The organism is Legionella norrlandica, from assembly GCF_000770585.1.
GTDB lineage: Bacteria > Pseudomonadota > Gammaproteobacteria > Legionellales > Legionellaceae > Legionella > Legionella norrlandica.
Genome location: NZ_JNCF01000016.1, coordinates 1 through 24,749, shown reverse-complemented (window position 1 = coordinate 24,749; position 24,749 = coordinate 1). Strand labels below are relative to the sequence as shown.

The following is a 24,749-nucleotide window of genomic DNA, read 5'->3' as shown; positions in this document are numbered from 1 at the left end:
TTTATGGACTTATTAAATCGCTTAAATATTAAACCAGTAAACCCTGGCGCTTTTAGTGGGCATGGTTGGCATAGTGAAAGCCACAATCATATTCTTGAATCTTTTAACCCAAGCAATGGGAATAAGCTTGCCGAAATCGCAACCTGTACAATTGAAGATTATGAGCGAGTAATGCTGCGGGCAGAAAAAGCAGCACAAGCTTGGAAAAAGGTACCAGCTCCAAAGCGAGGTGAAATCATCAGGCAAATAGGCCAGGCTCTTAGAGAGCAAAAAGACAGTCTGGGAAGCCTGGTTTCACTAGAGATGGGTAAATCAAAGCAAGAAGGCGATGGTGAAGTTCAAGAAATGATTGATATTGCTGACTTTGCCGTAGGTCAATCAAGAATGTTATATGGAAATACCATGCATTCGGAGCGGCCTAACCACAGAATGTATGAGCAATGGCACCCCTACGGGATTGTTGGCGTCATTTCAGCTTTAATTTCCCTGTTGCAGTATGGTCTTGGAATGCTTTTTTATCCGCCATTTGCGGGAATGTGACTATTTGGAAGCCATCTGCAAAAACTCCTCTTTGTGCTGTGGCTGTTCAACATATTTGTAATCAAGTACTGCAAGAAAATAACTGCCCTGAAATATTCAGTCTAGTTATTCCTAAATCGCACGATGTAGTTGAAGCAATGGTGGATGATAAGCGAATTCCGCTTATCTCTTTTACCGGCTCAACGGCAGTTGGTCGACAGGTCGCAGCAAAAGTGGCATCTCGGCTTGGCAAAAGCATCCTGGAGTTGGGTGGAAATAATGCTATTATTCTTGATGAGTCTGCTGATTTGCGCCTGGCTATTCCTGCCATAGTGTTTGGTGCAGTAGGTACTGCTGGTCAACGTTGTACCACTACACGACGTTTATTTGTTCATGAATCAAAATATCAAGATGTTATTAAAAGACTACAACATGCCTATGAGCAAATAGCAATTGGGGATCCTCTTGATAGCAAAAACTTAATGGGACCTTTAATTGATCAGCAAGCTGTTGAACAATTTAAAAAAGCAATTAGTAGAATAAAAGAAGCTGGTGGCCAAATTGTTTTTGGCGGTGAAGCACTAAAACAACCAGGCTCTTTTGTTCAACCTACCCTGGTTTGTGATGTTAAAAATGACTGGGATATTGTACAGGAAGAGACTTTTGCGCCAATTCTTTATGTAATGTCCTATCGTACTTTGGAAGAGGCGATAGCTTTACATAATGGAGTTCCCCAAGGATTGTCTTCTGCCTTATTTACCCAAAATTTAAAAAATGCAGAGTCCTTTTTAAGCGCTTGTGGAAGTGATTGTGGTATTGCCAATATTAATATTGGCACTTCTGGCGCTGAAATAGGAGGCGCATTTGGCGGTGAAAAAGAAACTGGTGGCGGGCGTGAGTCAGGATCTGATTCTTGGAAGGCCTATATGAGACGGCAAACTAATACTATTAACTGGGGAGATGAATTACCTTTGGCTCAAGGGATTCGCTTTAATTTGTCTTAATAGAAATGGAAATCATAGTGAGTAGGCTATTTAGTTCTATGATCAGAAGACAATTGCATATCAATAAAAGCATTAATCTGTATCCAAAGGACTTCAAGAGGCTTGCTAGGCTTTTTTGTTGAATAAGGCATATTATCCGCTTCCTTACGGTCACTGCTCAGATTATTTTTCAAGCTGAGCCGCGATCCCGTGAGGGAGCAGATATGCGCAGTAAATACTAAAATTCAATCAGCTAAACCTAGTATTTTGAAGTTTTGGATATATAACCAACGCGAGGAAATAGCAATGCAGGAGCCTTTTTTCATTAAAAAAATTGCGGTTTTAGGGGCAGGTGTTATGGGTGCTCAAATTGCAGCACATTGTGTGAATGCTGGAATAGAGACCTTATTATTTGATTTGGCTGCAAAAGAAAGCCCTAAAAATGGACTGGTACATAAAGCCATTACTAATTTAGGCAAGCTAAAACCAACTCCTCTTGCAGCACCACAAACAGCCGAATTACTCCAGGCAAAAAATTACGAAGAAGACCTAGGTGATTTATCCTCCTGTGATCTAATCATTGAGGCAATAGCTGAACGTCTTGATTGGAAAGAAGATTTATATAATCGAATTTCTCCTTATCTATCAGAAAAATCTATTCTGGTAAGCAACACCTCAGGGCTAAGTATCAATAGTCTTTGTCATGTTTTGCCTACTCAATTCAGGGAGAATTTTTGCGGCGTTCATTTTTTCAACCCCCCACGTTATATGCATTTGGCAGAACTCATCCCAGCTAAATCCACATCTCCCAAATTACTTGACCAATTGGAAACTTGGTTAACAAGCCGTTTAGGAAAGGGAGTAGTAAGAGCTAAAGATACCCCTAATTTTATTGCGAATCGAATAGGTGTCTTTTCATTATTAACAACTATGCACCATACTCTTGCAATGGATATGGGTTTTGATGAAGTAGATGCTTTAACAGGACCATTACTAGGCAGACCAAAATCTGCGACATTTCGAACTATGGATGTTGTGGGTTTGGACACTATGCAACACGTTATTAATACCATGCAGTCCCAACTGGCGGATGATCCATGGTATCGCTTGTTCACATTACCCGATTGGTTAAATGGTTTAATCAAGGAGGGGCACTTAGGGCAAAAATCAGGCCAAGGGATTTATAGAAAAAATGGCAAAACAATAGAAGTTTACGATATTAAAACTGGACAATACAGACCAGCTAAGACTGAGGTCAGTGACGAGCTGAAGGCTATTATGCGCATCATAGACCCTGAGGCGCGAATGAAAAACTTAATGACTTCAACCAATAAACAAGCCCAATTTCTAGCAGCCTGCTTCAGAGATTTATTCCATTACTGTGCTTATCATTTAGAGGATATTGCAGAAAATGTAAGAGATGTTGATCTGGCAATTCGCTGGGGATTTGGTTGGTCACAAGGACCTTTCGAAACGTGGCAACTTTCTGAATTACAAAGTGTAACTCAGCAAATTGAACATTCAATACAAGATAATACGGCATTAAGCAGCGCCAAATTGCCAGGTTGGTTGTCTGAGATTGAAGCCTTTTATACTAAGGACGGAGCTTATTCGCCACACAGCAATAATTATCAGGCTAGAAGTCATTTGCCTGTTTATCACAAGCAGTTTTTTCACGATAGAGTCTTAAAGGAATCTCACCATCCTATTAATGTCATTTATGAAAATGAGGGTGTTTGCTTATGGCACCTCAAAGACGATGTAGCAGTCATTAATTTTAAAAGTAAAGCCAATACAATTGGTCAATCTGTTCTTGATGGATTGGAGGCTGCCATAGACATCGCGGAGAAGAATTGCCAGGGATTAATTGTTTATCAATCAGATGCCTCTAATTTTAGCTCTGGAGCTGATTTACGAGGTGTTTCTCAATTGCTAATGAATGGAACTAGCCAAGCTCTTGAAAATATGGTTAAACAATTCCAACAGATAGCAACGCGCTTAAAATATAGTTCTATTCCAACAATTGCTGCATTAAGAGGGCGCGCATTAGGTGGGGGTTGCGAATTAATGATGCAGTGCGACGCCGTTGTCTCCGCTTTTGAAGCTTATCCAGGATTAGTTGAGGCTGGGGTAGGTGTAATTCCGGCTGGTGGTGGTTGCAAAGAAATGGCAATGCGTGTGGCTCAGCAGGCAGAGAACGTTGATTTAGTCTCTTTCCTATTACCTGTTTTCCAACAAATTGCAACTGCTAAAGTCGCTCAAAGTGCATTGGATGCTAGGAATATGGGATATTTACGCTCAAATGATACTATTGTCATGCACGCTGATGAAGTTTTATATGTTGCTTTGACTAAAATTAAAACTATGCAAGCGGCTAATTATCTCCCACCTTTGAGTATACAGCGGTTTAAAGTGGCTGGTATTGAAGGGCATGCTCGTCTCCAATCTGGTTTAGTGAATTGGCTGGAAGGTGGGTTTATATCGCAGCATGATTATTTCCTGGCTAACGAATTAGCAAGAGTTCTTTGTGGTGGAGATGTTAATTATGGGACATTGGTTGATGAACAATGGATGCTAAAATTAGAAAGAGACGCGTTCGTAAAGCTTGCCAACACCTCATTAACTCAGGCCAGAATCAGTCATCTATTAGAGACTGGTAAGCCACTGCGTAATTAAGCAAGGAGAATTGTGATGACTGACGTATATGTGGTTGATGTGTTACGCACCCCGGTAGGTAAAGCACCAAGAGGTGTTTTTAAGAATACATTACCTGATAATTTATTAGCGCATACTATAAAATGTTTAATGCATAGACATCAGGATATTGATTGGCAAGAAGTAGGGGATGTGGTAATAGGTTGTGCCATGCCGGAAGCTGAACAAGGCATGAATGTGGCAAGGATTGCATCTTTATTGGCTGATTTGCCTCAATCTGTCCCTGCAATGACGATTAATCGTTTTTGCTCTTCTGGCGTACAAAGTATAGTTACTGCAGCAGATGCTATACGTAATCGTGAAGCTCACTTAACTCTAGGTGGCGGCGTTGAAAGTATGTCTATGGTTCCTATGGGAGGAAATAAGTACACTGCAAATCCTACAATATTTAATAATGAGCATGTGGCCATAGCGTATGGTATGGGTATCACTGCAGAAACTGTAGCGAAACGATGGGAAATTAGCCGTGAACAACAAGATGAATTTGCTATAGAAAGCCATCGGAAAGCGATCGCTGCTCAAGAGCGATTGGATTTTAATGCAGAAATCAGTCCTATTGAGATATCAATAAGATACGCGGATTTAGAAACTTCCAAAGTCGAAATAAAGAGAAAATTGGTGGGTAAGGATGAAGGCCCCAGAGCAGATACTTCCTTTGAAGTGATTTCTCGATTGAAGCCAGTATTTGCATTAAACGGCACAGTCACTGCCGGAAATAGTTCGCAGATGAGTGATGGTGCAGGTATTGCCTTACTTGCTAGCGAGGAGGCTTTAAAACAATATGATTTAAAGCCTTTAGGACGCTTAATGAGTTTTGCCGTGGCTGGTGTTCCTCCCGAGATTATGGGGATTGGACCAGTAAAGGCGATCCCTCTTGCATTAAAGCGTGCTGGAATTACACTGGATCAATTGGATTGGATTGAGTTGAATGAAGCGTTTGCTGCCCAGGCTTTAGCTGTTATTAAGGAGCTTGATCTACCCAAAGAAAAAGTCAACCCAGTTGGCGGAGCTATTGCTTTAGGACATCCTCTAGGAGCAACAGGTACTATAAGGACTGCGACATTGTTACATGGGTTACGAAGAACAAAAGGCCGCTATGGTATGGTTACCATGTGTATTGGCACAGGAATGGGCGCTGCAGCAATATTTGAGGCTCTCTAGCTTAAAATAAGAGGATTATCTATTCAGCAAGTAGCAAGTAGGTGGGGCATCCTGATCCAATAAGTGATTTGTTGAAATTACTAACCTCAGGCCAAATGACCCAACCTGCAGGCTGGCAGTAGTGTTGTAAACATTATCTCATATTGAAGATTTCTAAAGCTTTGATGAGGGGATTCAAAGCTTTTTTCAGCTTCTTTAACCATTTTTTCAAATGCAGAAACTGAACTTGTTTTTAGTCCTAACCATCGAGTTGTACGATCTTGTCCCTGATCTTATCCAATCCTTCCCCTAATTCGTAATGAGGAAAAACAGGTTTTGATGTTAAAATTGAGCTAATTATTGTTTCAACATCACCTATCTCTTCTCCATCTTTTAATTTATTAAATATATTGAAAAAGAATTTGGGTGGAAATTGAATTAGAAGCCAAACAATTTCCGCGTTAAATAACTTGCTTTGTTGTTTCTTTATTCTACTCTTAAATTAACAGGATATAGAAATGGAGCCAGTATGCGTGGTTTTTTCTTAGCTCTGTTATTGGCAATTAATAGCACTGTTTTTGCTGATGAATTGGTAGGCTTTGCTGCGTTCGAAAATGGCGACTACACTACGGCTTATCCGCATTTGATGCAGGCAGCGAAAGACGGTAATGAGGAAGCCATGTATTTATTGGGGCGTATGTATCAATATGGCTATGGTGTGACAACCAATTATGAAGAAGCAAGAAACTGGTATCAAAAAGCGTCTGATAAGAATAATGCCTTGGCTCAGTTAAGTTTGGGATTTATGTATGATACGGGGAAGGGGGTTCCTCAGGATTTTGCAGAAGCGTTTAAGTGGTATATGAAGGCTGCAGAGCAAGGAAATCCAATTGCCCAAAGAAATGTAGGGCTAATGTATGCCACTGGGGATGGAGTTCCTGCCAACGACGAGAAAGCATTCGTCTGGTTTAAGAAAGCAGCTGATCAAGGTTATAGTAAAGCTCAAGTCAATCTGGGTTATCAGTATATGATGGGAAAAGGAACTCCAAAAGACATAACCAAAGCGTTTGAGTGGTATCAGAAAGCAGCGGAACAGGGAGATGAGAAGGGTGAATATAGCTTAGGATTATTATATACTGGACAGGAAGGAGGTGTGGCTCCTGACGATAAGGCTGCCTTTTATTGGTTTTCTCAAGCGGCCAATCATGGGCATGTTAACGCTCAAACCTATTTAGCCTATTATTATCTGAAGGGTTATGGAGTAGATGCCGACCCGACAAAAGCAGTCTATTGGTATCAATCTGCTGCTGAAAAAGGACAACCGGAAGCACAAGCTCAATTAGGACAATTATTATTAACTGGTACTGGAGTTGACAAAGATTATCAACAGGCTGCTTATTGGTTTGGCAAAGCAGCAAAACAAGGAAACCCAGTTGGTCAGGCCAAGTTAGGTTATATGTACTTGGCAGGACTAGGGGTTAATAAAAGCTTAGTGAAAGCGTATGCTTGGCTTAAAATTGCTGCCGAAAATAAAAATGAAGAGGCCACGAAACAACTCAGTTCTTTAGAATCTAAGCTTACCGAGCAAGAAAAGTCAGAGGCTGATAAAATGATTAAGGAACTGGGCCCCTTGGAAAGCCAAGAAAATTATGATAATTAATTCAAAATAATCCAGTTCGATACAAGCAAAACCTCCGATTTTTCTTATATCGAACTCACGTTGATAAAGGAAAAAGTTCGTCCTATTTTCTGCATCAGAACTTTGCTAAAAGCTGTTAATACTTTCTCGAATAACGCTGATAGAAAACTTTCCTTTTCTGTCACGACTGCGTTTGAGCAATGAATAAACAACTAAGTTAAATTCATCGCTTTTTGAAGAAGCAACGCTGAGATAATACTGACTTTCAATAGTAATTTGATCATTGGGTATATTGAATTTTTTTAATAACTCACTAATGTCTTTAAGATCAGTAATACCATTTTCTTCTCTAACTTTTATTAATTCATTTACTTGGGAGTCATTAAGTCCATCCCCTAATGACATTAGTATTGGTTTTGATGCAGTATTAATATTAATACTGGTTGATTCTGGTAAAGCTGTGATAAAAGGCTCAAGAGTAAGGTAAATTGGTGCTGACACGTCTTTCACTAAGCGAAACTCGGATTTACTTTTGATGAGTTGATGACTTGGGTAGTAAGGTGGTTTTTGAGAGAGATAATAGGAAGTAAAAATGTCTTCTCCTCTCCCTAAGCTATAGGCAAGAACCCAGTGTTTTACTCCTAACGCTAAATTAGCTCGCTCAAGGCCCGTTGCTTTTGGGTAGATTTGATTGATTAGGTGCATAAAGGTTGGGATAGATTTTTTTTCAATTAGGTTATTGAGGTTAAACTGGGCTTGCAAATCATAAAGACCGCCGCTTATTTGGATTTGATTGTCAATATTTTCCATATTTTTAGGATATTGAGCGACCATGCCTAGTTCATTTGTTTTAGTAAAATGATTGTTCTTATTCTGTAATTCATTAAGAGCCCAGATCATAACCGCCTGGGTGGCAAAGTACAGTTTATCTTGGGTAATAACCAATCTTGTTCGATAAATATCGGATTGCAATCGGGTGCTCATGGCAGTAGCAACTATTGCAACTAATGTCATAATAAATAGGGCAGTCAAGAGAGCGCTCCCTTTCATTTTTTGTTTGGAAGAGAGTTTTGGTTTTCTCCGGGATCCTTGTGTTCCGACTTCCCTTGGCTTATTTGAAAACACTAAGACAGTTTGGGGAGAGATGGGTTTTGCAAGCAATCTAGTTAAAAACATAGAGAGCTCCAGGTATGATAAAAAGCATATTCATTTCGCCCCAGTCTTTGAGGCTAAGATTCATTTGGATTGCTTTAGGCAAAGGTTCTCTGCGTTGATTTTGGGTAATTGCTTGTTCTCGCCATTCTGGGAGAGGCTGTAAGTTTTGATTTAAATAGTTAAAGTGACATTCTGTTATGTTATCCAGTAGAATCTTATCTTCATAGATGTTTCTGTCAATTGGATCTAACGTGCTCCATGTTCTGCGTATCAGTTTGTCATCCTGACAGATAAGAGCGATTCGTTTAAGAGTACTGCGTTTTTCAGCGCTATTTGGATTAATAAAGCCGTCTCTGGTTAATTCAAGATATTGAGGTTGACCTACAAATATGGGGAATAATCGCATTTCATTGCCTCTTATTGCACGCTCTACCGTTTGAAAGGTGTCTTGTTGAATAATGCTTACGGCCAATTGAAGTGCATTTAAACGCTCTGCTTGGGCATTAACTCGGGTCCGGGTATTGAATGCATAGTACAGAGTTGAGGACGTAATAGTCGCTAATATAGCGAAGACAGTGAGAGCGATTAATATTTCTATGAGGGTAAATCCTCTATTCGTAATCATGGTAAATACCTGAATGCTGTCAACTCCTCTCTAAACGGGCCAGTTTGTTTTGGGCTGACTGAAATGGTTATCCGCTGCATCCGTTTGATAGGGGTGGCACTGATTTTTGCTCTCCAGTACCATTTTTGCCCTAACATAGTAGTTGCTTGAGTTGATTCTTGGCTTTGAGAGGTATGTAGCAGGTTTAACTGAATCATTGCAACACCCTGCATCGCTACCCAATGGCTAATTGTTTTTTCTTTGATTCTATGAGTATTTTCTGTATTTTGTGCTGTTGCTTTAAGAAGGGCGGTTAATGCAATGGCAATGACAGCAAGAGCCAATAAGACCTCAATCAAAGTAAATCCATATATGAATTTGGGTAATTTGTATTTTGGCATCATTGGGGTTTTGCCATGGTAAAATTTAAGCTGCCATCGTGACTGCCTGTTAGTTTGACTATCCCTTTTTCTTTATCAGTACCAAATTCTAAAGTAAAAGGAGTCATATCGCCAGAAGATGTGATAACAATTGCTGGAGCTCCTTGAGCGGGCCTGTGATTTGTTTTAAGAGTAATGACGGTATTTTTGGGGAAATAATAAAGCTTAAAAATTCCTTTGTTTGAGATAGTGTTCCATCCTTTATTGTCTTGAAATTTCAGAATTTGATAACTGGTATTATCTATTTTTAACCCAAGTGTGCTCGACTCTAAAATAGCTTGCTGTCGTGCTAAATTTAAATTATTCACTAATTGTTCTGCTAAAAATTGTATCCGTTTGCTTTCACCAAAATCACCAAAAGCGATTAAGGCAAACCCAAGGTTATGCCTATAATCACTATAACAATCAGAATTTCTATTAGGGTAAATCCCCTATGAGTGGTCATCCCAATTACCAATTTCTGCATTTATCCCTGTCCCGCCAGGCTGTCCTGCTGCCCCATAAGTGAAAACATCTACATCAGTATGTTGTCCTGGGTTTAAGTAAAGATATTCTCTTCCCCATGGATCTTTCGGTAATGATTTAAGATATTGTTTCCAATTCGTTGGGGCAGGATTCGTGCTTGGTTTTTCCACCAGAGCCATTAATCCTTGGTCTGTAGTGGGGTAGGTGCCATTATCAAGCTTATACAGATCAAGAGCATTTTGAATAGCTAAAACATCTTGCTTGGCTTTTACTTTACGTGCTTCATCTGGTCGTCCCATGATTTTGGGAACAACTATGGATGCCAATATCCCTAATATGACGACGACAACCATAATTTCAATCAAAGAAAAGCCCTTTTGTCGATTCATTTGTGTACCTCTTAAAACGAAATGTTAAATTATAACACAAATATTGCTTGCTATGAATAGGCTTCTTTCGAAACCGCTACCATGAGAGGAGTGTGAGGTGAAACGGGGCACAGAACCGCAATGTATTCATTAGTACATGAGGATTCGAGCACCTATCGACAAAGCAATTCTCCATGACAGTAGAGTTTCGAAAGAAGCCTAATAGATTTTGGATTAGAAGTTGGTGAAGCTGGACACAGTGAAATTCGATATAGTTAAGTCACCAATTGCTCCATTGAAAAAATAGGCAATAAGGTAGCAAGAACAATGAACAAAACTACAGCACCCATTAAAAGAATAACCATAGGCTCCAAAAGTGTTAATGAAGTATCAATGAGACGATTGACTTCATTGTCCAAGTGAGTAGCTGAACGTTCCATCATATCTGAAAGTTGACCACTCTTTTCACCGCTGGCAATCAAATGTATGGCCATAGGACTAATGAATCCTGTTTCTTTAAGGGCTTCATTGATTCCACTGCCTTCTCTTACTCTGAGAGTGGCTGTATCGAATGCTTGTCTCATAACAAGATTGGTTACCAGGCTTGCTGAAACGCGCATGGTTTCAAGTACACTCACTCCGGCAGCAAATAAAATTCCAAAAGTGTGAATATATCGGGCAACATTGATTGTCTTGACCAGATAGGAAACAATAGGGAGCTTAAGTATTAATTTATGCCAAGCTGTTTTTATTTTTACATTACTTAGACTCTTTTTAAACCCAATCAAAATCAGAATCAAAGCTAACAAAGTATACAAACCATAAGCTTTGATGTATTGGCTAAGGTTAATAAGTATTTGAGTCATAGGTGGCAAAGTTTGTCCACTTTCGGTAAATACGTCAATAATTTTAGGAACAACAAAAGTAAGTAAAAAACTGATGATCGCAGTAGAAACAATGATCATGAGTAAAGGATAAATCAATGCTTGCTGAACTTTCTGGCGTGTTTGTTGTTGTTTTTCAGTATAATCAGCTAGTTTTTCTAAAACGATATCAAGACGTCCTGTCTGTTCTCCTGAACCGACTGTAGCTCGGTAGAGTTCCGGAAAGGCATTAGGATACTGGGCCATTGCCTGAGCTAAACCATACCCCTCAAGAACTTTGGCACGAACTCCAATAATAAGCTCTCTTACCTTATCTTTTTCTGTTTGTTCGCTGACACCGCGCAATGATTCCTCAACAGGGATGCCCGCAGCAAGCAGCGTAGCCAGTTGTCTCGTAAGCAATGACAAATCAGCAGCAGAGATTTTACTTTTACTCGCAGCGGTGCGTTGTTGAGCCAATGTTTGTACTTGTGTAGGAATTAGCCCTTGCTCACGTAGTAATTGGCGTGCATGACGTTCGGAATCGGCTTCTATGACCCCTTTACGCACGCTGCCATTTGCTTTTAGCGCTTGATATTGGTATGCGCCCATATTATTTTAGTTAAAATTAAAAGTATAGAGTTTAATCTATTGGGTTTAATAAGTCACTTAAGGTAAACTATAGGGCGGACTATCCTGGAGACTAATGATGACTAAAAATGCAGTGCTTGACGCTATTAAAGAAAACGATGCAAAGTTTGTGGATTTAAGATTTACAGATATTCGTGGAAAAGAGCAACATATTACAATACCTGTTTCGGCTGTTGACGAAGACTTTCTTGAAAATGGAAAAATGATCGATGGATCATCTTTCAAAGGTTGGCAGAAAATTCATCAATCAGATTTGGCTTTAATACCAGATTTAACTTCAGTACAGCTTGATCCGTTTTTTCAGGACAACACGTTATTCATACGATGTAATGTGGTTGATCCTCAGACAATGATGGGGTATGACAGGTGTCCACGCTCTCTCGCTCAGCGTGCAGAAAATTATTTGCGCTCTACAGGAATTGCTGATGGTGTCTATGTTGGGCCAGAACCTGAATTCTTTCTCTTTGACAACGTGCAATGGGAAACCAGTATTAGTGGTTCATTTTATAAAATTGATTCTGAAGAAGCTCAATGGAATTCTGGCAAGGAAATGGAAGGTGGAAATATTGGCCATAGACCTCCATTGAAAGGCGGTTACTTCCCTGTTCCTCCTGTTGATTCCTCTCATGATATTCGCTCAGCGATTTGCATGACGTTGCAATCTTTGGGAATAGTCGTTGAAGCACATCATCATGAAGTAGCGACAGCGAATCAGTGCGAAGTGGCTACTCGTTTTAATACCTTAACTAAAAAGGCAGATGAATTGCAAATTCTAAAATATGTGATTCATAACGTAGCACACAATTATGGCAAAACGGCTACCTTTATGCCGAAACCTTTAGTAGGGGATAACGGAAGTGGAATGCACTGCCATTTGTCACTTTATAAAGATGGATATAATCTCTTTTCTGGTGACCAGTATTCAGGCTTTCTGAGACTGCCTTATATTTCATAGGTGGCATTATTAAACATGCTCGTGCTTTGAATGCATTTACCAATCCTTCTACTAATAGCTATAAGAGATTAGTACCTGGATTTGAAGCCCCCGTGCTATTGGCTTATTCCGCTAGAAATCGTTCAGCAGCGATTCGAATTCCACACGTCAGTAACCCTAAAGCCCGTCGCATTGAAGTGCGTTTCCCAGATCCTACAGCGAATCCATATCTTGCTTTTTCTGCAATGATGATGGCAGGAATAGATGGTATCCAAAAGAAAATTCACCCTGGTCAACCTATGGATAAAGATCTTTATGATTTGCCACCTGAGGAGCTTGTCGATGTGCCAACCGTGTGCTCTTCTTTGGAAATGGCGATGGATCACTTGCGTGCTGATCATGAATTCTTGTTACAAGGTGATGTGTTTACCAAAGACTTTATTAATAACTACATTCAAATGAAGGAAGAGGAAATTACTAAAATCAGAAGTTTGACTCATCCTTTTGAATTTGAGTTATATTATAGCCTCTAAGGACTCAGCTCATATGAACAAACTGGTGTCATTTGTCCTTTTAATGATGATAATTTGCTGTTCTCATGCGCAAATTTATAAATGGACCGATAGTCAGGGTGTTGTTCATTTCAGCGATAAGCCTCATGAAGGCGCTGAAAAAGTAAAAATTCCTGAGACTCAAACCTACACACCACCTGAGAATGGATCAGGTGGTTCTTCTGAACCAAAGGAAGTGAAAAAGGAAGAAGAGGAAAAATATACCAGGCTAGAAATTATTCAGCCTCAGAATGAGGCAACAATTCGGAATAACCAGGGATATGTTGTTGTTGCTGTTCAAATAGAACCCGATTTGTCTTCTGGAGACAATTTGCAACTTATTTTTGATGGAGCTCCGCTTGGTGATCCACAACCTAATTTGCTTTTTCAATTAAATGGAATCTACAGAGGCTCTCACACCATAGCTGTTCAAGTCCTAAATGCTAATGGTGAAGTAGTCAAAACAAGTGAGAGTATCACAATATATATGCATAGGCCTCGGGTAGGTATGGTTAAAGGCAGAAATAAAAATATAAAAGCTAACTAGAGCAGTGCTTGCCTGAGATACATGGTTAGTGCAATTGTTTATAAGAAAAATCATAGATTCTAATTTAAGGCAGTTATTTATGTTAACTTTATTATCACCCGCTAAGAAGCTATTAAATATATCAACACCTTATTCTAAAGAAACCACCGATCCTCTATTGGTTGATAAAACTTCACAATTGGTAAAAATAATGAAATCCAAATCAATTGAGCAAATTGCAAAGCTAATGGATTTATCTAAAGAACTCGCTCAATTAAACTATAATAGATATCAAGATTTTGATCTTAAAAATAATCCCCTCAACCTTTCCTATCCTGCGTTGTTTTTGTTTCAGGGAGATGTATATCAAGGACTCAATGCGGTGACCTGGGCGCCAGAAGATATTCAGTATGCCCAAATCCATTTGGGAATTTTATCTGGTTTATATGGTTTGTTAAGACCTCTGGATAGAATTCAACCTTATAGACTAGAGATGGGGGTCAATTTAGAAAATCCTGAAGGTAAGAATCTGTATGCATTTTGGAGTGAAACAATTACGGGTTTCTTGAATTTGATATTAGCCCGCCATAATAATCCCATTCTTATTAATCTGGCATCAACTGAGTATTTTAAAGTAGTAGATAAAGAGAAGTTAAACTATCCCGTTGTGACCATTAATTTTTATGAGCAAAAGAATAATGATTTGAAAATGATTGGTATTCTTGCCAAAAAAGCCAGAGGTATAATGGCGAAATACATGATGCAGAATAGGATAGATTCTTTAGATCAAATTAAGAAATTTGCTGAATCGGGTTATCATTTTGATAAAGAAACATCTGATCAAAATTGTTTGAATTTTATTCGAATTCATTAAGACTTTATTTGCAAATTTTAAAGCTTATATTAATCGGTATTATAATGTGGAATTTAACTAGTCGAGTCCATCGTCTTAACCATTTTCCTAGTCAGGGGGTAGAGTGCTATATCAAAAGAGACGATGAGTTAGGTTGTGGTATTAATGGCTCAAAAATAAGAAAATACGCCAGTTTAATCCCTTTTCTAAAAGAGAAAGATATTCGCCATTTGATTATTATTGCAGGCCCTCAATCTAATAATTTATTAGCCGCATTGCAGGTGGCAAGGGAATCCCAACTGCAGGTTACGACCTTTTTAATTAAACCTACTCATTCGAAAATTCAGGGTAATTTTAAATTAAGCCTTCTTTTTCTTCGAGATCAGGAAATTGTTTGGGTAAATCGAGAAGAATGGCATCAAGTTAATGAGTTAGCGGAGCGTTATTGCAGTACTTTGAAAGAACCTAATTATATTTTATATGAAGGAGCCAATGTCATTGAATCCATGGAGGGTGCTCTGTCTCTGGCAAAGGATATTGTATATAATGAAAGGACTCTGGGCTTTGCTTTTGACCATGTCTTTATTGATGCAGGAACAGGTTTCTCAGCAATTGCTTTGATTAGAGGTTTTTATGAATTACAGCATGAGGGACTAATTCATGTTTTATTACTAGCCGATGACGAGAGGATTTTTAAAGAAAAAATGAAGTGTTGGTTGGGCACAACTTCAGGTAATTATTGCTGTTTTTATCCTACAACAGCAAAATCATTTGGAGCCTTGAATCACACGATTAAAGAAGAAATCAAAAAATTGGCTTATGAGGAAGGGATTTTGGCAGACCCAATTTATTCTGCCAAGTTATTCTATGAAACAAGAAAATATATAGAAAAAAAGCAACTGAAAGGCAAGATATTAATCATACATTCTGGTGGGTTATTAACAATGGCTGGCTTTAATTTTTTAGAGTAAGTGTGGGAAAACCTGTTTTTTATTATGTGGTGCCCTTGAAATTCGATAAATTAACCCTATATGAGAAAATAATTAACAAGGTATTTCATGTCTTTTATTGGGGAATAGATATTATCCAATAGAAGATTTTGCCTTCTATACGAGGGCCATCAGAGTCGAGTTTTCTCTAATTAAATAAGTTCCTTTTAAAGAAGACTCATATCACTTACGACAAAAATGCGATACATGGGAGAGTGTTTAATGGTTAGCAAGCAGCAAACTATGGGATTTCAGACTGAAGTGAAACAAATGCTTCATTTGGTCGTGCATTCACTTTATAGCAATAAAGAGATCTTTCTTAGGGAATTAATTTCTAATGCTTCTGATGCCTTAGATAAATTGCGATTCTTGGCTTTATCAAATGGTTCCTTATTTGAAAATGACTCTGATTTAAAAATTAGTGTGCAGGTTAACGAAAAACTTAAAACAATCACAGTGAGTGATAATGGAATTGGTTTAAGTTGGGAAGAGGCGGTAGAGAATTTAGGAACAATTGCTAAGTCTGGAACAAAAGAATTCATTAGCCAACTAACGGGGGAGCAGGCTAAAGATTCCCAATTAATTGGACAATTTGGAGTAGGTTTTTATTCTGCATTTATAGTGGCAGATAAAGTCACCGTTAAAAGCCGTCGTGCCGGATTAAAACCGGAAGAAGGGATTGTATGGGAGTCTAATGGTGCTGGCGAGTTTACTATAGGGTATGAGAAAAAATCGACTCGCGGCACAGAAATTACTTTGCACTTAAAGCCAGAAGATGAAGATTTTTTAAGTGATTGGCGTATTCGCAGTGTCATTAGCAAATACTCCGATCACATTTGCTGGCCTATCGTAATGCAAAAACAAGCCGAAGAGGGTAAAGAATCAAAAGAGTTTGAAACAGTTAATAAAGCTACTGCACTTTGGACTTTGCAGAAGTCTGAAGTTAGTGAGGAAGACTATAAGCAACTCTATAAACATATTTCTCATGATTACCTGGATCCATTAACCTGGTCTCATAACCATGTGGAAGGAAAGCATGAATATATTACATTGCTCTACATTCCTGCTCATGCTCCGTTTGATTTATGGCAGCATGAAGTAAAACACGGCCTTAAACTTTATGTTAAGCGGGTGTTTATTATGGATGAAGCCACTCAATTTTTACCGCGTTATTTGCGATTTGTAAAGGGTATTGTGGATGCCAGTGATTTGCCGCTTAATGTTTCTAGGGAAATATTACAAGACAATAAACAAGTAGAATCTATTCGTGCCGCATGTACTAAGCGGGTTTTATCTATGTTGGATAAAATGGCTTCTAGCGATAAAGACACCTACCAGAAATTTTGGAACGAGTTTGGTTTAGTATTGAAGGAAGGTCCTATTGAGGATTTCACTAATAAAGAAGCCATTGCCAAGTTACTTCGTTTTTCAACTACTGCAAGCGGTAGTGAGAAACAGGATGCTTCACTGGATGAATACGTAAGTCGTATGAAAGAGGGACAGGATAAAATTTATTATATTACTGCCTCTAGCTATAATGCGGCCAAAAATAGCCTCATTTAGAAATATTCAAGAAAAAAGGAATAGAAGTATTATTGCTCAGTGATAAAGTAGATGAATGGCTCGTAGGCTATTTGAATGAATTTGCCGGTAAAAAGCTGCAATCTATTGCAAAAGGTAAGGTTGAACTGGGAGATGAATCCTCTGAGCAGATTAAAGAGCAAGAAAAAACTCTAGAGCCATTGATTAAACATATTAAATCAGTTCTAAACGAGAAAGTAAAAGAAGTCCTGCTCACTAATCGTTTAACAGATTCTCCTGCCTGTATTGTTGCGGATGAACAAGATATGGGCCTTGAAATGCAAAGAATTTTGCAAGCGGCCGGTCAGCAAGTCCCAGTGAGTAAACCTATTTTTGAAATCAATCCTGATCATGCATTGATTAAGCGGCTGCATGATATTCAAGACGATACTCAGTTTGAGTTATGGTTACCATGCTATTTGAGCAAGCTGTTTTAGCAGAAGGAGGACAACTTGATAATCCTGCTGAGTTTGTGAATCGAGTGAATAGGCTCTTGGTAGCTTCTTAGGTCTTTGTCACGTAGCAATAAAAAAGGCTCGAATTTCGAGCCTTTTTTATTGCTAAATTTCCCTTACTCATCAGTTAAGCGAAAATATTTGGTACCGAAATATTTTTGTAATTTCTTTCTAATTGTACCGCGACTAATACCCAACATCTTAGCTGCTTGTAATTGATTGCCACGACGTTTTTCCATTACAGCTTGCAACAGGGGTGGTTCAACTTCTGACAATATCATGTCATAAAGATCATTAATTGATTTAGATTTATTTTCAGCAAGAAAGCGGGTAACCAAACTGTAAACTAAATCCTGTAAACCTTGTTCTTGTTTAATGGATTGAGTTGTAGCTTGTGTATCAATGACATTCATCTTAACTTCCTTATTATTTGATTAAATCGTACAGTCCAATTGCTTACATGTAAATGAAAGCAAAATTAATTGTACATGAAGGCTAAATGATAATCTAGATTTTCCTACTAAAACTATGCATTTTTTATGGGCAATTCAGCCACTACAAGATCAAAAAGGGAGCAGTCGGATTTGTTTGATGACAGGGATTCTTTAAGTTTAATCAGTTGGTTAATCATTGACTGAGGTTGGTTGGGATCTTGATGAAAATCAGAAATATATCTTGATAATTCAGTAGCATTACAATCATATTGCAGAAATTCAGGGACCATCATTTTATTGGCTAAAAGATTACATAAGCCCAGAAACTTAACTTGAATAAAATGCATGGCAGCAACATAGGTAAGAAAAGATGATTTATAAATAATGCACATTGGTTTTTCCAATAGAGCACACTCCAATGAAGCAGTCCCAGAGGCTACAATAACAAAGTCAGCAGCAGACATACATTCTATTGCGCGCCCTTGTATAAAAGTAATGGCTAAAGCTTGATTGTTGAAATAAGCTTTTATTTTGTCTGGATTGATTGTTCCTGCTATAGGAATTACGAATTGAAGTCCAGGATAATTTTTCGTCAATAATCTGGCTGTCTCAACTAAAATGGGGACATGTCGTTCAATTTCATGATTTCGACTTCCTGGCAATAGCGCGATAATTTGCGCATTTGAAGGCAATTGCAGGGATATCCTACTGGAGATTTTATCCTGTATAGAAGCCAGTTTTTTTACTAAAGGATGACCCACAAAGCTTACAGGCACACCGGCATCTTTATAGATTGACTTCTCAAAAGGGAATATGACAGCCATCCTGTCAACACATTCTTTAATCAGATGTATTCGCTTACCTTTCCATGCCCAGATTTGAGGACTAATATAATAGATGATTTTAAGGCCTAATTTTTTCTTTGCATATTTAGCCAATCTTAAATTAAAAGCAGGATAATCCACTAAAATCAGCAGGTCTGGCTTTTGCTTACTTAGATGCAATTTAATATCCTGAAAGGCTTTTCGGAATATCTTTAAGAAAGGAATTATTTCCGTCAGGCCGGTGACAGCATACTGTGCTAGATCTGAAATTAAATGGGCTCCAGCAGCTTTCATATGTTTCCCACCGATACCACTTACTTCGAGGTTTGGATATACGGTTTTTAATTCCCTTATCAATTCTGCCGCGTGGTTATCACCAGATTCTTCGCCAGCTACAATAACAATACGATTAGCATGCAGCATGGCGTTCAGCAAGGTTATTATAAATTAATTGGGTGACCTGTTCTGCTGTTTTAAGTGCCTCTCGTCCTTCCTCTCCTGTAACAATTGGCACAGTGTCACTTTCTATGCACCTTAGAAATGCTTTTATTTCTTCAAGCAGGGCATCTCCTTTTTCAAATTCTTTTTGTTCCTTAATAATGTCAGGAACACCTGGAAACATTTCGCCAGACCCCTTTTTAAAAATAGCAAATTGCTTATTATGGTAATCAACTGAAATATAAGAATTTTCTTGAAATATTCTGGTTTTTCGCTCTGTTTTAAAACTAACTCGGCTAGCACTTATATTGGCTACGCAATGATTAGCGAAAGTAATTTGAGCATTTGCTATATCAATTGCTTTTGTTAGCACGGGAGTTCCATATGCCAGAATTGATTGGATTGGACTCTTTACTATGTTTTGAATCAGGTCTATATCATGAATCATTAAATCTAATACTACGTTGACGTCAGTGCCGCGAGGATTAAATGGCGCGAGCCGCTGTGATTCTATAAACAATGGGGTATGCAGGTATTCATCCAGTGCAATGCGGGCTGAATTAAAGCGCTCTAAATGCCCGACTTGCAGTTTCGCTTGATGTTGTTTTGCAAGTTGAATTAACTCTTCAGCTTGGCTGACTGTTTCAGTGATAGGTTTTTCAATCAGGACATGTATTCCCTGTTGCAAGCAGAGTTTTGCGATTTCAAAATGCTTATTAGTAGTTGCAGCAATACTAACAGCATCTACATGACCAAATAAGTCACGATAATTGGAATAGGCCGGGACATTTAATTCTCTTGCAACTGTTTCACAAGCAGTAGAGTTGATATCGCAAACTGCTACTAACTCAGCATTTGGAAGAAGTTGGTATTTTTGAGCATGAAATCTGCCAAGATAACCAACGCCAATTACTGCACAACGAATTTTATTCATTAAGATCATCAATTGATAATTATTTGTACTTATGATCGCATTTCCTTATAGATAAATCAATTATATTTCCTAGGGTTACTCTATTGAATTGAAGAAAACAAGATCAATATATATTTTTTTGTTGAACTTATACTAAATCAATATTATCGTACGACCTAATTTTTCCGCAGGAACAATGGTATGAATTTAGAACAAGAGATATTGACAGCGGGTGTAGATGAGGTGGGACGTGGGCCGCTTGCTGGAGCAGTGGTCACTGCTGCGGTTATTCTAAAAAAACCTATAGAAGGGTTGGCTGACTCTAAAGTATTAAGTCCTAAGCAAAGAAAATTATTATCTATCAAAATAAGAGAAGAGGCATTGGCTTTTGCATTTGGCCGAGCTGAGGTGGAAGAAATTGATAGGCTCAATATTCATCATGCTACATTATTAGCAATGCAAAGGGCTATCGAATCTTTGCCTATTAAACCTAATATGGTTGTAGTTGACGGATTGCATATTCCTCAGTTGGGCATCCCTTGTAAAGCAATTGTTCAGGGAGACCGCTTAATCCCAGAAATTAGCGCAGCATCGATTCTTGCTAAAGTCTTGCGTGATGAAGAAATGATTGAGCTTGATAAGATATATCCGGGGTATGGTTTTGCGGAGCATAAAGGATATGCGACCCCAGCCCATAAAAATGCATTGCAACGTTTAGGCCCTTGCAAAATTCATCGAAGAAGTTATTCACCGGTTAGCCAAAAAATTAGTTTAAACTATTGAATAATATCCTGTGTGAGCTTATTGACATTAAAATTCCAAAACTAGCTAAAAAAGTTACCATGGCTGTGCTCCATAGCTAACCAGTGGAAGTGGAATACCCACCACTGGAATAATCCCCATGACCATACCAATATTAACAAAAGCAGATAAAAAGAAAGTCATGGCCAGGCTGGCTGCAAGAAGACGAGTATAAGTGGTTTGTGCATTGCTGGCTATATTTAGACTACGCAAGGAAATTAGAACTATCAGGACAATAATGGCAAACCCGCCTGCGAATCCAAATTCTTCACCATTTACAGCAAAGATAAAATCCGTAGCATGCTCAGGTAAGAAATTTAAATGGGACTGGCTGCCGTTTAACCATCCTTTACCCATTAAGCCCCCTGAACCAATCGCTATTTTGGATTGAATAATATGATAACCGGCACCCAGTGGATCTTGTTCTGGGTCTATAAGGGTGTAGACTCTTTGCTTTTGATAGTCATGCATCAGATTCCAAACAATGGGAACAGCGGAACACATTAATAAAGTAATGAGTAATATGATTTTAAAACGTATCCCAGCTAAAAAGACAACACATAAACCAGCAGAGGCCACCATAATTGCAGTGCCTAAATCAGGTTGTTTCGCAATGAGTAGTGCAGGGATAAAAATAATAAGAGAAGCAATCCCAATTGATTTTAAGCTACTTGGGTGTGATTGCCGATCAAAAAACCAGGCGGCCATCATAGGAACAGCTAATTTCATAATTTCAGAAGGCTGAAAGCGAAATAGCCCTAATTCTAGCCATCGTTGGGCCCCTTTTCCTATTTTTCCCATTAACATGACTGCAATTAGCAGGCTTAAGCCTATTCCATAAATCCATGGGGTCCAAATTTTATATTTATGAGGTGGTATAAATCCTAGAATAAACATAATTAGAAAAGCAAAGAGCAGCCTGATGGACTGACGCATGATCATACCCATGTTGGCATTTGAAGCACTGTAAAGAATTAGGAGCCCAAATGCAATAAGAGTGACTATTAATCCTAGTAATGGAAAATCAAGATGAAGGGACTTAACAGTAAAGCGGTATACAGGCTTGTTCGTATGTCTTTTCATAATCTCTTTTTCATCGGATAAAGTTGATAATAAGCATCGAGCACTTTACGGGCTACTGTTGAAGCAATAGTATCATTTTCAACTACTACAGCAATGGCAATGTCGGGTTTTTCCACAGGCGTAAATGCAATAAATAAAGAATTATCCCGCAAATGTTCAGGGATGTCTTCATATTTGGTCTTTTCATACTGTCTTCCACTATATACTTGTGCTGTTCCAGTTTTTCCAGCTACTGGATAAGGAGGATTTCTTCCAAAACGATAACCTGTTCCTTCGTTACTGGTAAGAACGCTATGCATAGCATCAATTACTACATCCCAATTCGACCCATCTTTCAGGTAAACTGGGTACTCTTCAATGGGCTTGTATTCGTCAGTTTCATTAGTATCACTATTCACTGTTTTGATTAAAAGATGTGGTCTAAAGCGTTGTCCATGCTGGCTTAAAGCAGCAGTAGCATTGGCCATTTGTAATGGGGTAGCCAACATAAATCCTTGACCTATGGCAGTAATTAACGTATCACCAGGGTACCATGATACACCCTTTGTTTGCCTTTTCCAGCGAGCACTGGGTACTATCCCACTAGCTTCTTCATGAAGATCAACGTGTGTTAATTGTCCTAAACCAAATTTCACCAGCATGTCTTCAATATTGGAAATTCCCATTTTGTTACCTAATTGATAAAAAAAGGTATCACAAGATACTGTAATAGCGCGTTTGAAATTAATGACTCCATGTCCGGTTTTTTTCCAATCTCTGTAAATATGGCTAGCAGTAGGCAATTTGTATTTTCCAGGGTCATAAATCTCGGTGGTGGTTGTGATAAAGCCTTTATCCAGGCCAGCTAATCCTACAAATGGCTTGATGGTTGATGCAGGGGGATACACACCCCTAACAGCTCTGTTAAAAAGTGGTCTTTGGAGCGCATTGGATAAAACTTTATAATCTTTTTTACTAACACCACTGACAAACAGATTGGGATCAAAACTTGGCGAGCTAACCATTGTCAAAATTTCACCATTGTGGGAATTTATAACAATCACAGCACCACGTTTATCCTTAAGTGCATTATAAGCGGCCTCCTGAAGTCTGGCGTCAATACTTAAGTAAAGCTTAGTTCCTGAATGAGGATTAATTTTATTTATGATTCTTAGAGTACGACCGCTGACATCAGTTTCAACCATTTGATATCCTACTGTGCCATGTAGAATATCTTCATAATATTTCTCAACGCCAGCTTTACCAATAAAATTCGTTGCTCGATAGTTAGTGGAATTAACTTGCTTTAACTCCTGTAAATTTATTCTGCCAACGTAACCTAAAGCGTGAGCGGTCATTTCGCCAAGAGGATAATGACGCATCAATCTGGCTTTAATGCTTACTCCGGGGAAATGGTATTGGTTACTGGCAAAAATGGCTACTTCTTCTTGAGTTAACTTTAGTTTGATGGGGATAGGACAAAAGAACGATTTTGTAACCTGGCCTTATGAAAGTTATCGATGTCCTCTTCGGTGATTGAAGGAAGCAATTCTTGAAGCTTCACTAGTGTTTGTTTCATGTCTTTAATTCGTTCAGGAGTAATCTCAAGAACATAGACGGGGATATTTTCAGCTAACAGCACTCCATTTCTATCTAAAATTACTCCTCTGGGAGGAGCAATAGGAATAACGCTCATTTGATTTTTTAAAGATAGAGTTTGGTAACGTTTAAATTCTGATATTTGTAGGAAGGCTAATCTTAAAATAAGTATTAAAGATAAAATAATAAGAATGGCTATTAATAAATGAAGCCTAAATCGTTGATGTTGGGATTCAGCGCGGTAATTTTTAAATGATTGATTCCGATACATCGCAGAAAATTATTGTAAGACTAAACAAAAAGAAAAATAGTAACTGAAATTGTGAGTTTTTACCAATTATAAAATAGTTATGAGCGATTTAATATGGACTATACTTTAAATAAAATTAACACCAGGATTTTCTATGAAATCCAAAACAAAGAAAAATGCTATACGCACGCTAATATTCACCCTTTTTCTTTTGGCTAGTGCAGCGGCGGCAGCTTATTTTGGGCTTTTATAGTTAGGACAAGGATATTATTTCCTGAGAAAACAACGGTGAAGGATTATCTAATCTGATTTATCTTTCAGCAGTTTCATAAAGATTCTGCTGAAAGATTCAGATTATATGTGGTTAAGTGTGGCTTTGCTTCATATTTTTATATTGTAATTTTTGTTCATTAGTAAGCACATTGTAAATTTGGTTTTTCATCATAATACGATTTTTTAGCATTGCTCCTGTTATTTTATTTCTTTGGCTGATCAAATTATCCAATTTGGCTTCATCTATTTTCTCACTCATAATCAAGGCGTTGATTTGTTGCTTAATCACTTTGAGTTGTTTGTAGTTAGCTTTTGTTATGCTGCGGGCTTGGGTTTTAATCGCTTTAATTTTAGCTTTTTGTTCCTGAGTTAGATTTAACTTACTGAATTGTTTTTTAAAATCTCTGCAAAGACATGGTTTTGACTGGTTATTGTCATTTGTGTCAGCAAAAACGGGTTGTCCTAAGGTTAGTAGAAATGCAAAAGCAGTTAACCATATATATTTTTTACTCATAACCGTTTCCTCTTAATTATTTATGTTAATAAGATTCTCCTGAGTGCCATGCAGTTTAAAAACTTTCATGGGAGACGAAGTATAGATCATAATGCATCAATTAACCTAGTATTAGTTCTAAGCGACAGATGAAAAATAGAGTTGTTCTGATGGGACGGATAGGGAAGCTGTTGAATTTCAGTTGAATTTCATGTCGCGCCAAAATGATAA

Annotated in this window: 19 protein-coding genes and 6 pseudogenes; 10 read left to right on the top strand and 15 right to left on the bottom strand. The window is 38.2% G+C overall.

The genetic code is table 11. The annotated features are described in order from the left end of the window. The first annotated feature begins 3 nt into the window (after positions 1 to 3). From amaB to OK13_RS05785, 3 genes and pseudogenes are all read left to right on the top strand, one after another. A pseudogene (amaB, locus tag OK13_RS05795) lies at positions 4 to 1,523 on the top strand (L-piperidine-6-carboxylate dehydrogenase). Between the two features lie 285 nt (positions 1,524 to 1,808). Further along, positions 1,809 to 4,178 carry a 3-hydroxyacyl-CoA dehydrogenase/enoyl-CoA hydratase family protein gene (locus tag OK13_RS05790; RefSeq protein WP_035888755.1) on the top strand — a complete coding sequence of 790 codons (2,370 nt, stop codon included), beginning with the start codon at positions 1,809 to 1,811 and terminating at the stop codon, positions 4,176 to 4,178. A gap of 15 nt (positions 4,179 to 4,193) precedes the next feature. Beyond that, entirely contained in the window at positions 4,194 to 5,378 is a 1,185-nt protein-coding gene (locus tag OK13_RS05785) for an acetyl-CoA C-acyltransferase (protein ID WP_035888753.1), read from the top strand. An 86-nt stretch (positions 5,379 to 5,464) separates the two neighbouring features. Here OK13_RS05785 and OK13_RS16165 read toward each other — a convergent pair. Both OK13_RS16165 and OK13_RS16015 read right to left on the bottom strand, forming a co-directional pair. Continuing rightward, positions 5,465 to 5,602 (bottom strand): annotated as a pseudogene (locus tag OK13_RS16165) (hypothetical protein); the annotation flags it as partial. Between the two features lie 14 nt (positions 5,603 to 5,616). Next, the gene (locus tag OK13_RS16015; RefSeq protein WP_420911419.1) at positions 5,617 to 5,715 is read right to left on the bottom strand and encodes a hypothetical protein; all 99 of its coding nucleotides are present in this window, start codon (positions 5,713 to 5,715) and stop codon (positions 5,617 to 5,619) included. A gap of 171 nt (positions 5,716 to 5,886) precedes the next feature. On the opposite strand from OK13_RS16015, the gene OK13_RS05780 reads away from it, so the two are divergent. Then, entirely contained in the window at positions 5,887 to 7,017 is a 1,131-nt protein-coding gene (locus tag OK13_RS05780; RefSeq protein WP_035888751.1) for a tetratricopeptide repeat protein, read from the top strand. Between the two features lie 105 nt (positions 7,018 to 7,122). Here OK13_RS05780 and lspK read toward each other — a convergent pair whose 3' ends face one another. From lspK to lspF, 7 genes are all read right to left on the bottom strand, one after another. Beyond that, positions 7,123 to 8,046, bottom strand: a complete 924-nt coding sequence (gene lspK / locus OK13_RS05775) for a GspK family T2SS minor pseudopilin variant LspK (protein WP_035888828.1) — start codon at positions 8,044 to 8,046, stop codon at positions 7,123 to 7,125. Positions 8,047 to 8,158: 112 nt separating this feature from the next. After that, positions 8,159 to 8,776: a GspJ family T2SS minor pseudopilin variant LspJ gene (lspJ, locus tag OK13_RS05770; protein ID WP_035888749.1), complete on the bottom strand. Its 618-nt coding sequence runs from the start codon at positions 8,774 to 8,776 to the stop codon at positions 8,159 to 8,161. Then, positions 8,773 to 9,159, bottom strand: a complete 387-nt coding sequence (gene lspI / locus OK13_RS05765) for a GspI family T2SS minor pseudopilin variant LspI (protein ID WP_052117582.1) — start codon at positions 9,157 to 9,159, stop codon at positions 8,773 to 8,775. The genes lspJ and lspI overlap by 4 nt, the downstream gene beginning before the upstream one ends. Then, complete coding sequence (gspH, locus tag OK13_RS05760) at positions 9,156 to 9,527, bottom strand: type II secretion system minor pseudopilin GspH (protein WP_277619277.1); 372 nt, start codon at positions 9,525 to 9,527, stop codon at positions 9,156 to 9,158. The genes lspI and gspH overlap by 4 nt, the downstream gene beginning before the upstream one ends. Positions 9,528 to 9,559: 32 nt before the next feature. Beyond that, the gene (locus OK13_RS15820) at positions 9,560 to 9,640 is read right to left on the bottom strand and encodes a prepilin-type N-terminal cleavage/methylation domain-containing protein (protein WP_277619276.1); all 81 of its coding nucleotides are present in this window, start codon (positions 9,638 to 9,640) and stop codon (positions 9,560 to 9,562) included. Further along, positions 9,627 to 10,049, bottom strand: coding sequence for a GspG family T2SS major pseudopilin variant LspG (gene lspG / locus OK13_RS05755; RefSeq protein WP_035888747.1), 423 nt, complete (start codon positions 10,047 to 10,049; stop codon positions 9,627 to 9,629). The genes OK13_RS15820 and lspG overlap by 14 nt, the downstream gene beginning before the upstream one ends. Before the next feature lie 254 nt (positions 10,050 to 10,303). After that, positions 10,304 to 11,503: a GspF family T2SS innner membrane protein variant LspF gene (lspF, locus tag OK13_RS05750; protein WP_035888741.1), complete on the bottom strand. Its 1,200-nt coding sequence runs from the start codon at positions 11,501 to 11,503 to the stop codon at positions 10,304 to 10,306. Positions 11,504 to 11,600: 97 nt separating this feature from the next. Here lspF and glnA point away from each other — a divergent pair. The 5 genes and pseudogenes from glnA to htpG all read left to right on the top strand — a co-directional run bounded on the left by glnA (position 11,601) and on the right by htpG (position 17,484). Beyond that, a pseudogene (glnA, locus tag OK13_RS05745) lies at positions 11,601 to 13,009 on the top strand (type I glutamate--ammonia ligase). A 13-nt stretch (positions 13,010 to 13,022) separates the two neighbouring features. Next, a complete protein-coding gene (locus tag OK13_RS05740; RefSeq protein ID WP_035888823.1) occupies positions 13,023 to 13,574 on the top strand; it encodes a DUF4124 domain-containing protein in 552 nt (183 codons plus the stop codon). Positions 13,575 to 13,653: 79 nt separating this feature from the next. Continuing rightward, positions 13,654 to 14,427, top strand: a complete 774-nt coding sequence (gene yaaA, locus OK13_RS05735; protein WP_035888739.1) for a peroxide stress protein YaaA — start codon at positions 13,654 to 13,656, stop codon at positions 14,425 to 14,427. Positions 14,428 to 14,471: 44 nt separating this feature from the next. Beyond that, positions 14,472 to 15,377: a pyridoxal-phosphate dependent enzyme gene (locus tag OK13_RS05730; RefSeq protein ID WP_035888811.1), complete on the top strand. Its 906-nt coding sequence runs from the start codon at positions 14,472 to 14,474 to the stop codon at positions 15,375 to 15,377. A gap of 240 nt (positions 15,378 to 15,617) precedes the next feature. Beyond that, positions 15,618 to 17,484 (top strand): annotated as a pseudogene (htpG, locus tag OK13_RS05725) (molecular chaperone HtpG). Positions 17,485 to 17,547: 63 nt separating this feature from the next. On the opposite strand, the gene OK13_RS05720 reads toward htpG, so the two are convergent. The 3 genes from OK13_RS05720 to OK13_RS05710 all read right to left on the bottom strand — a co-directional run bounded on the left by OK13_RS05720 (position 17,548) and on the right by OK13_RS05710 (position 20,061). Continuing rightward, a complete protein-coding gene (locus tag OK13_RS05720) occupies positions 17,548 to 17,844 on the bottom strand; it encodes a helix-turn-helix domain-containing protein (RefSeq protein ID WP_035888736.1) in 297 nt (98 codons plus the stop codon). A gap of 113 nt (positions 17,845 to 17,957) precedes the next feature. Further along, positions 17,958 to 19,112 (bottom strand): lipid-A-disaccharide synthase, encoded by a 1,155-nt coding sequence (lpxB, locus tag OK13_RS05715; RefSeq protein ID WP_035888735.1) that lies wholly within the window; start codon positions 19,110 to 19,112, stop codon positions 17,958 to 17,960. Continuing rightward, positions 19,099 to 20,061 (bottom strand): Gfo/Idh/MocA family protein, encoded by a 963-nt coding sequence (locus OK13_RS05710; RefSeq protein WP_035888808.1) that lies wholly within the window; start codon positions 20,059 to 20,061, stop codon positions 19,099 to 19,101. The genes lpxB and OK13_RS05710 overlap by 14 nt, the downstream gene beginning before the upstream one ends. Positions 20,062 to 20,241: 180 nt before the next feature. On the opposite strand from OK13_RS05710, the gene rnhB reads away from it, so the two are divergent. Further along, on the top strand, positions 20,242 to 20,823 hold the full coding sequence (gene rnhB, locus OK13_RS05705; protein WP_035888732.1) for a ribonuclease HII: 582 nt from the start codon (positions 20,242 to 20,244) through the stop codon (positions 20,821 to 20,823). Here rnhB and rodA read toward each other — a convergent pair. From rodA to OK13_RS05690, 3 genes and pseudogenes are all read right to left on the bottom strand, one after another. After that, positions 20,807 to 21,924: pseudogene (gene rodA / locus OK13_RS05700) on the bottom strand (rod shape-determining protein RodA). The gene rnhB and the pseudogene rodA overlap by 17 nt on opposite strands. After that, a pseudogene (gene mrdA / locus OK13_RS05695) lies at positions 21,921 to 23,773 on the bottom strand (penicillin-binding protein 2). The pseudogenes rodA and mrdA overlap by 4 nt, the downstream one beginning before the upstream one ends. Positions 23,774 to 24,116: 343 nt before the next feature. Then, entirely contained in the window at positions 24,117 to 24,539 is a 423-nt protein-coding gene (locus OK13_RS05690; protein WP_035888730.1) for a Spy/CpxP family protein refolding chaperone, read from the bottom strand. Between the last annotated feature and the right edge of the window lie 210 nt (positions 24,540 to 24,749).

Excerpts from the sequence above, each read along its gene's own strand:
- OK13_RS15820 (WP_277619276.1), bottom strand. The coding sequence starts at position 9,640 with ATGACCACTCATAGGGGATTTACCCTAATAGAAATTCTGATTGTTATA.
- OK13_RS05690 (WP_035888730.1), bottom strand. The coding sequence starts at position 24,539 with ATGAGTAAAAAATATATATGGTTAACTGCTTTTGCATTTCTACTAACC.
- lspF (WP_035888741.1), bottom strand. The coding sequence starts at position 11,503 with ATGGGCGCATACCAATATCAAGCGCTAAAAGCAAATGGCAGCGTGCGT.
- OK13_RS05720 (WP_035888736.1), bottom strand. The coding sequence starts at position 17,844 with ATGAATGTCATTGATACACAAGCTACAACTCAATCCATTAAACAAGAA.
- rnhB (WP_035888732.1), top strand. The coding sequence starts at position 20,242 with ATGAATTTAGAACAAGAGATATTGACAGCGGGTGTAGATGAGGTGGGA.
- lpxB (WP_035888735.1), bottom strand. The coding sequence starts at position 19,112 with ATGCTGCATGCTAATCGTATTGTTATTGTAGCTGGCGAAGAATCTGGT.
- lspG (WP_035888747.1), bottom strand. The coding sequence starts at position 10,049 with ATGAATCGACAAAAGGGCTTTTCTTTGATTGAAATTATGGTTGTCGTC.
- OK13_RS05780 (WP_035888751.1), top strand. The coding sequence starts at position 5,887 with ATGCGTGGTTTTTTCTTAGCTCTGTTATTGGCAATTAATAGCACTGTT.
- yaaA (WP_035888739.1), top strand. The coding sequence starts at position 13,654 with ATGTTAACTTTATTATCACCCGCTAAGAAGCTATTAAATATATCAACA.
- OK13_RS05710 (WP_035888808.1), bottom strand. The coding sequence starts at position 20,061 with ATGAATAAAATTCGTTGTGCAGTAATTGGCGTTGGTTATCTTGGCAGA.
- OK13_RS05730 (WP_035888811.1), top strand. The coding sequence starts at position 14,472 with ATGTGGAATTTAACTAGTCGAGTCCATCGTCTTAACCATTTTCCTAGT.
- lspJ (WP_035888749.1), bottom strand. The coding sequence starts at position 8,776 with ATGATTACGAATAGAGGATTTACCCTCATAGAAATATTAATCGCTCTC.
- lspI (WP_052117582.1), bottom strand. The coding sequence starts at position 9,159 with ATGATGCCAAAATACAAATTACCCAAATTCATATATGGATTTACTTTG.
- OK13_RS05785 (WP_035888753.1), top strand. The coding sequence starts at position 4,194 with ATGACTGACGTATATGTGGTTGATGTGTTACGCACCCCGGTAGGTAAA.
- OK13_RS05740 (WP_035888823.1), top strand. The coding sequence starts at position 13,023 with ATGAACAAACTGGTGTCATTTGTCCTTTTAATGATGATAATTTGCTGT.
- lspK (WP_035888828.1), bottom strand. The coding sequence starts at position 8,046 with ATGAAAGGGAGCGCTCTCTTGACTGCCCTATTTATTATGACATTAGTT.
- OK13_RS05790 (WP_035888755.1), top strand. The coding sequence starts at position 1,809 with ATGCAGGAGCCTTTTTTCATTAAAAAAATTGCGGTTTTAGGGGCAGGT.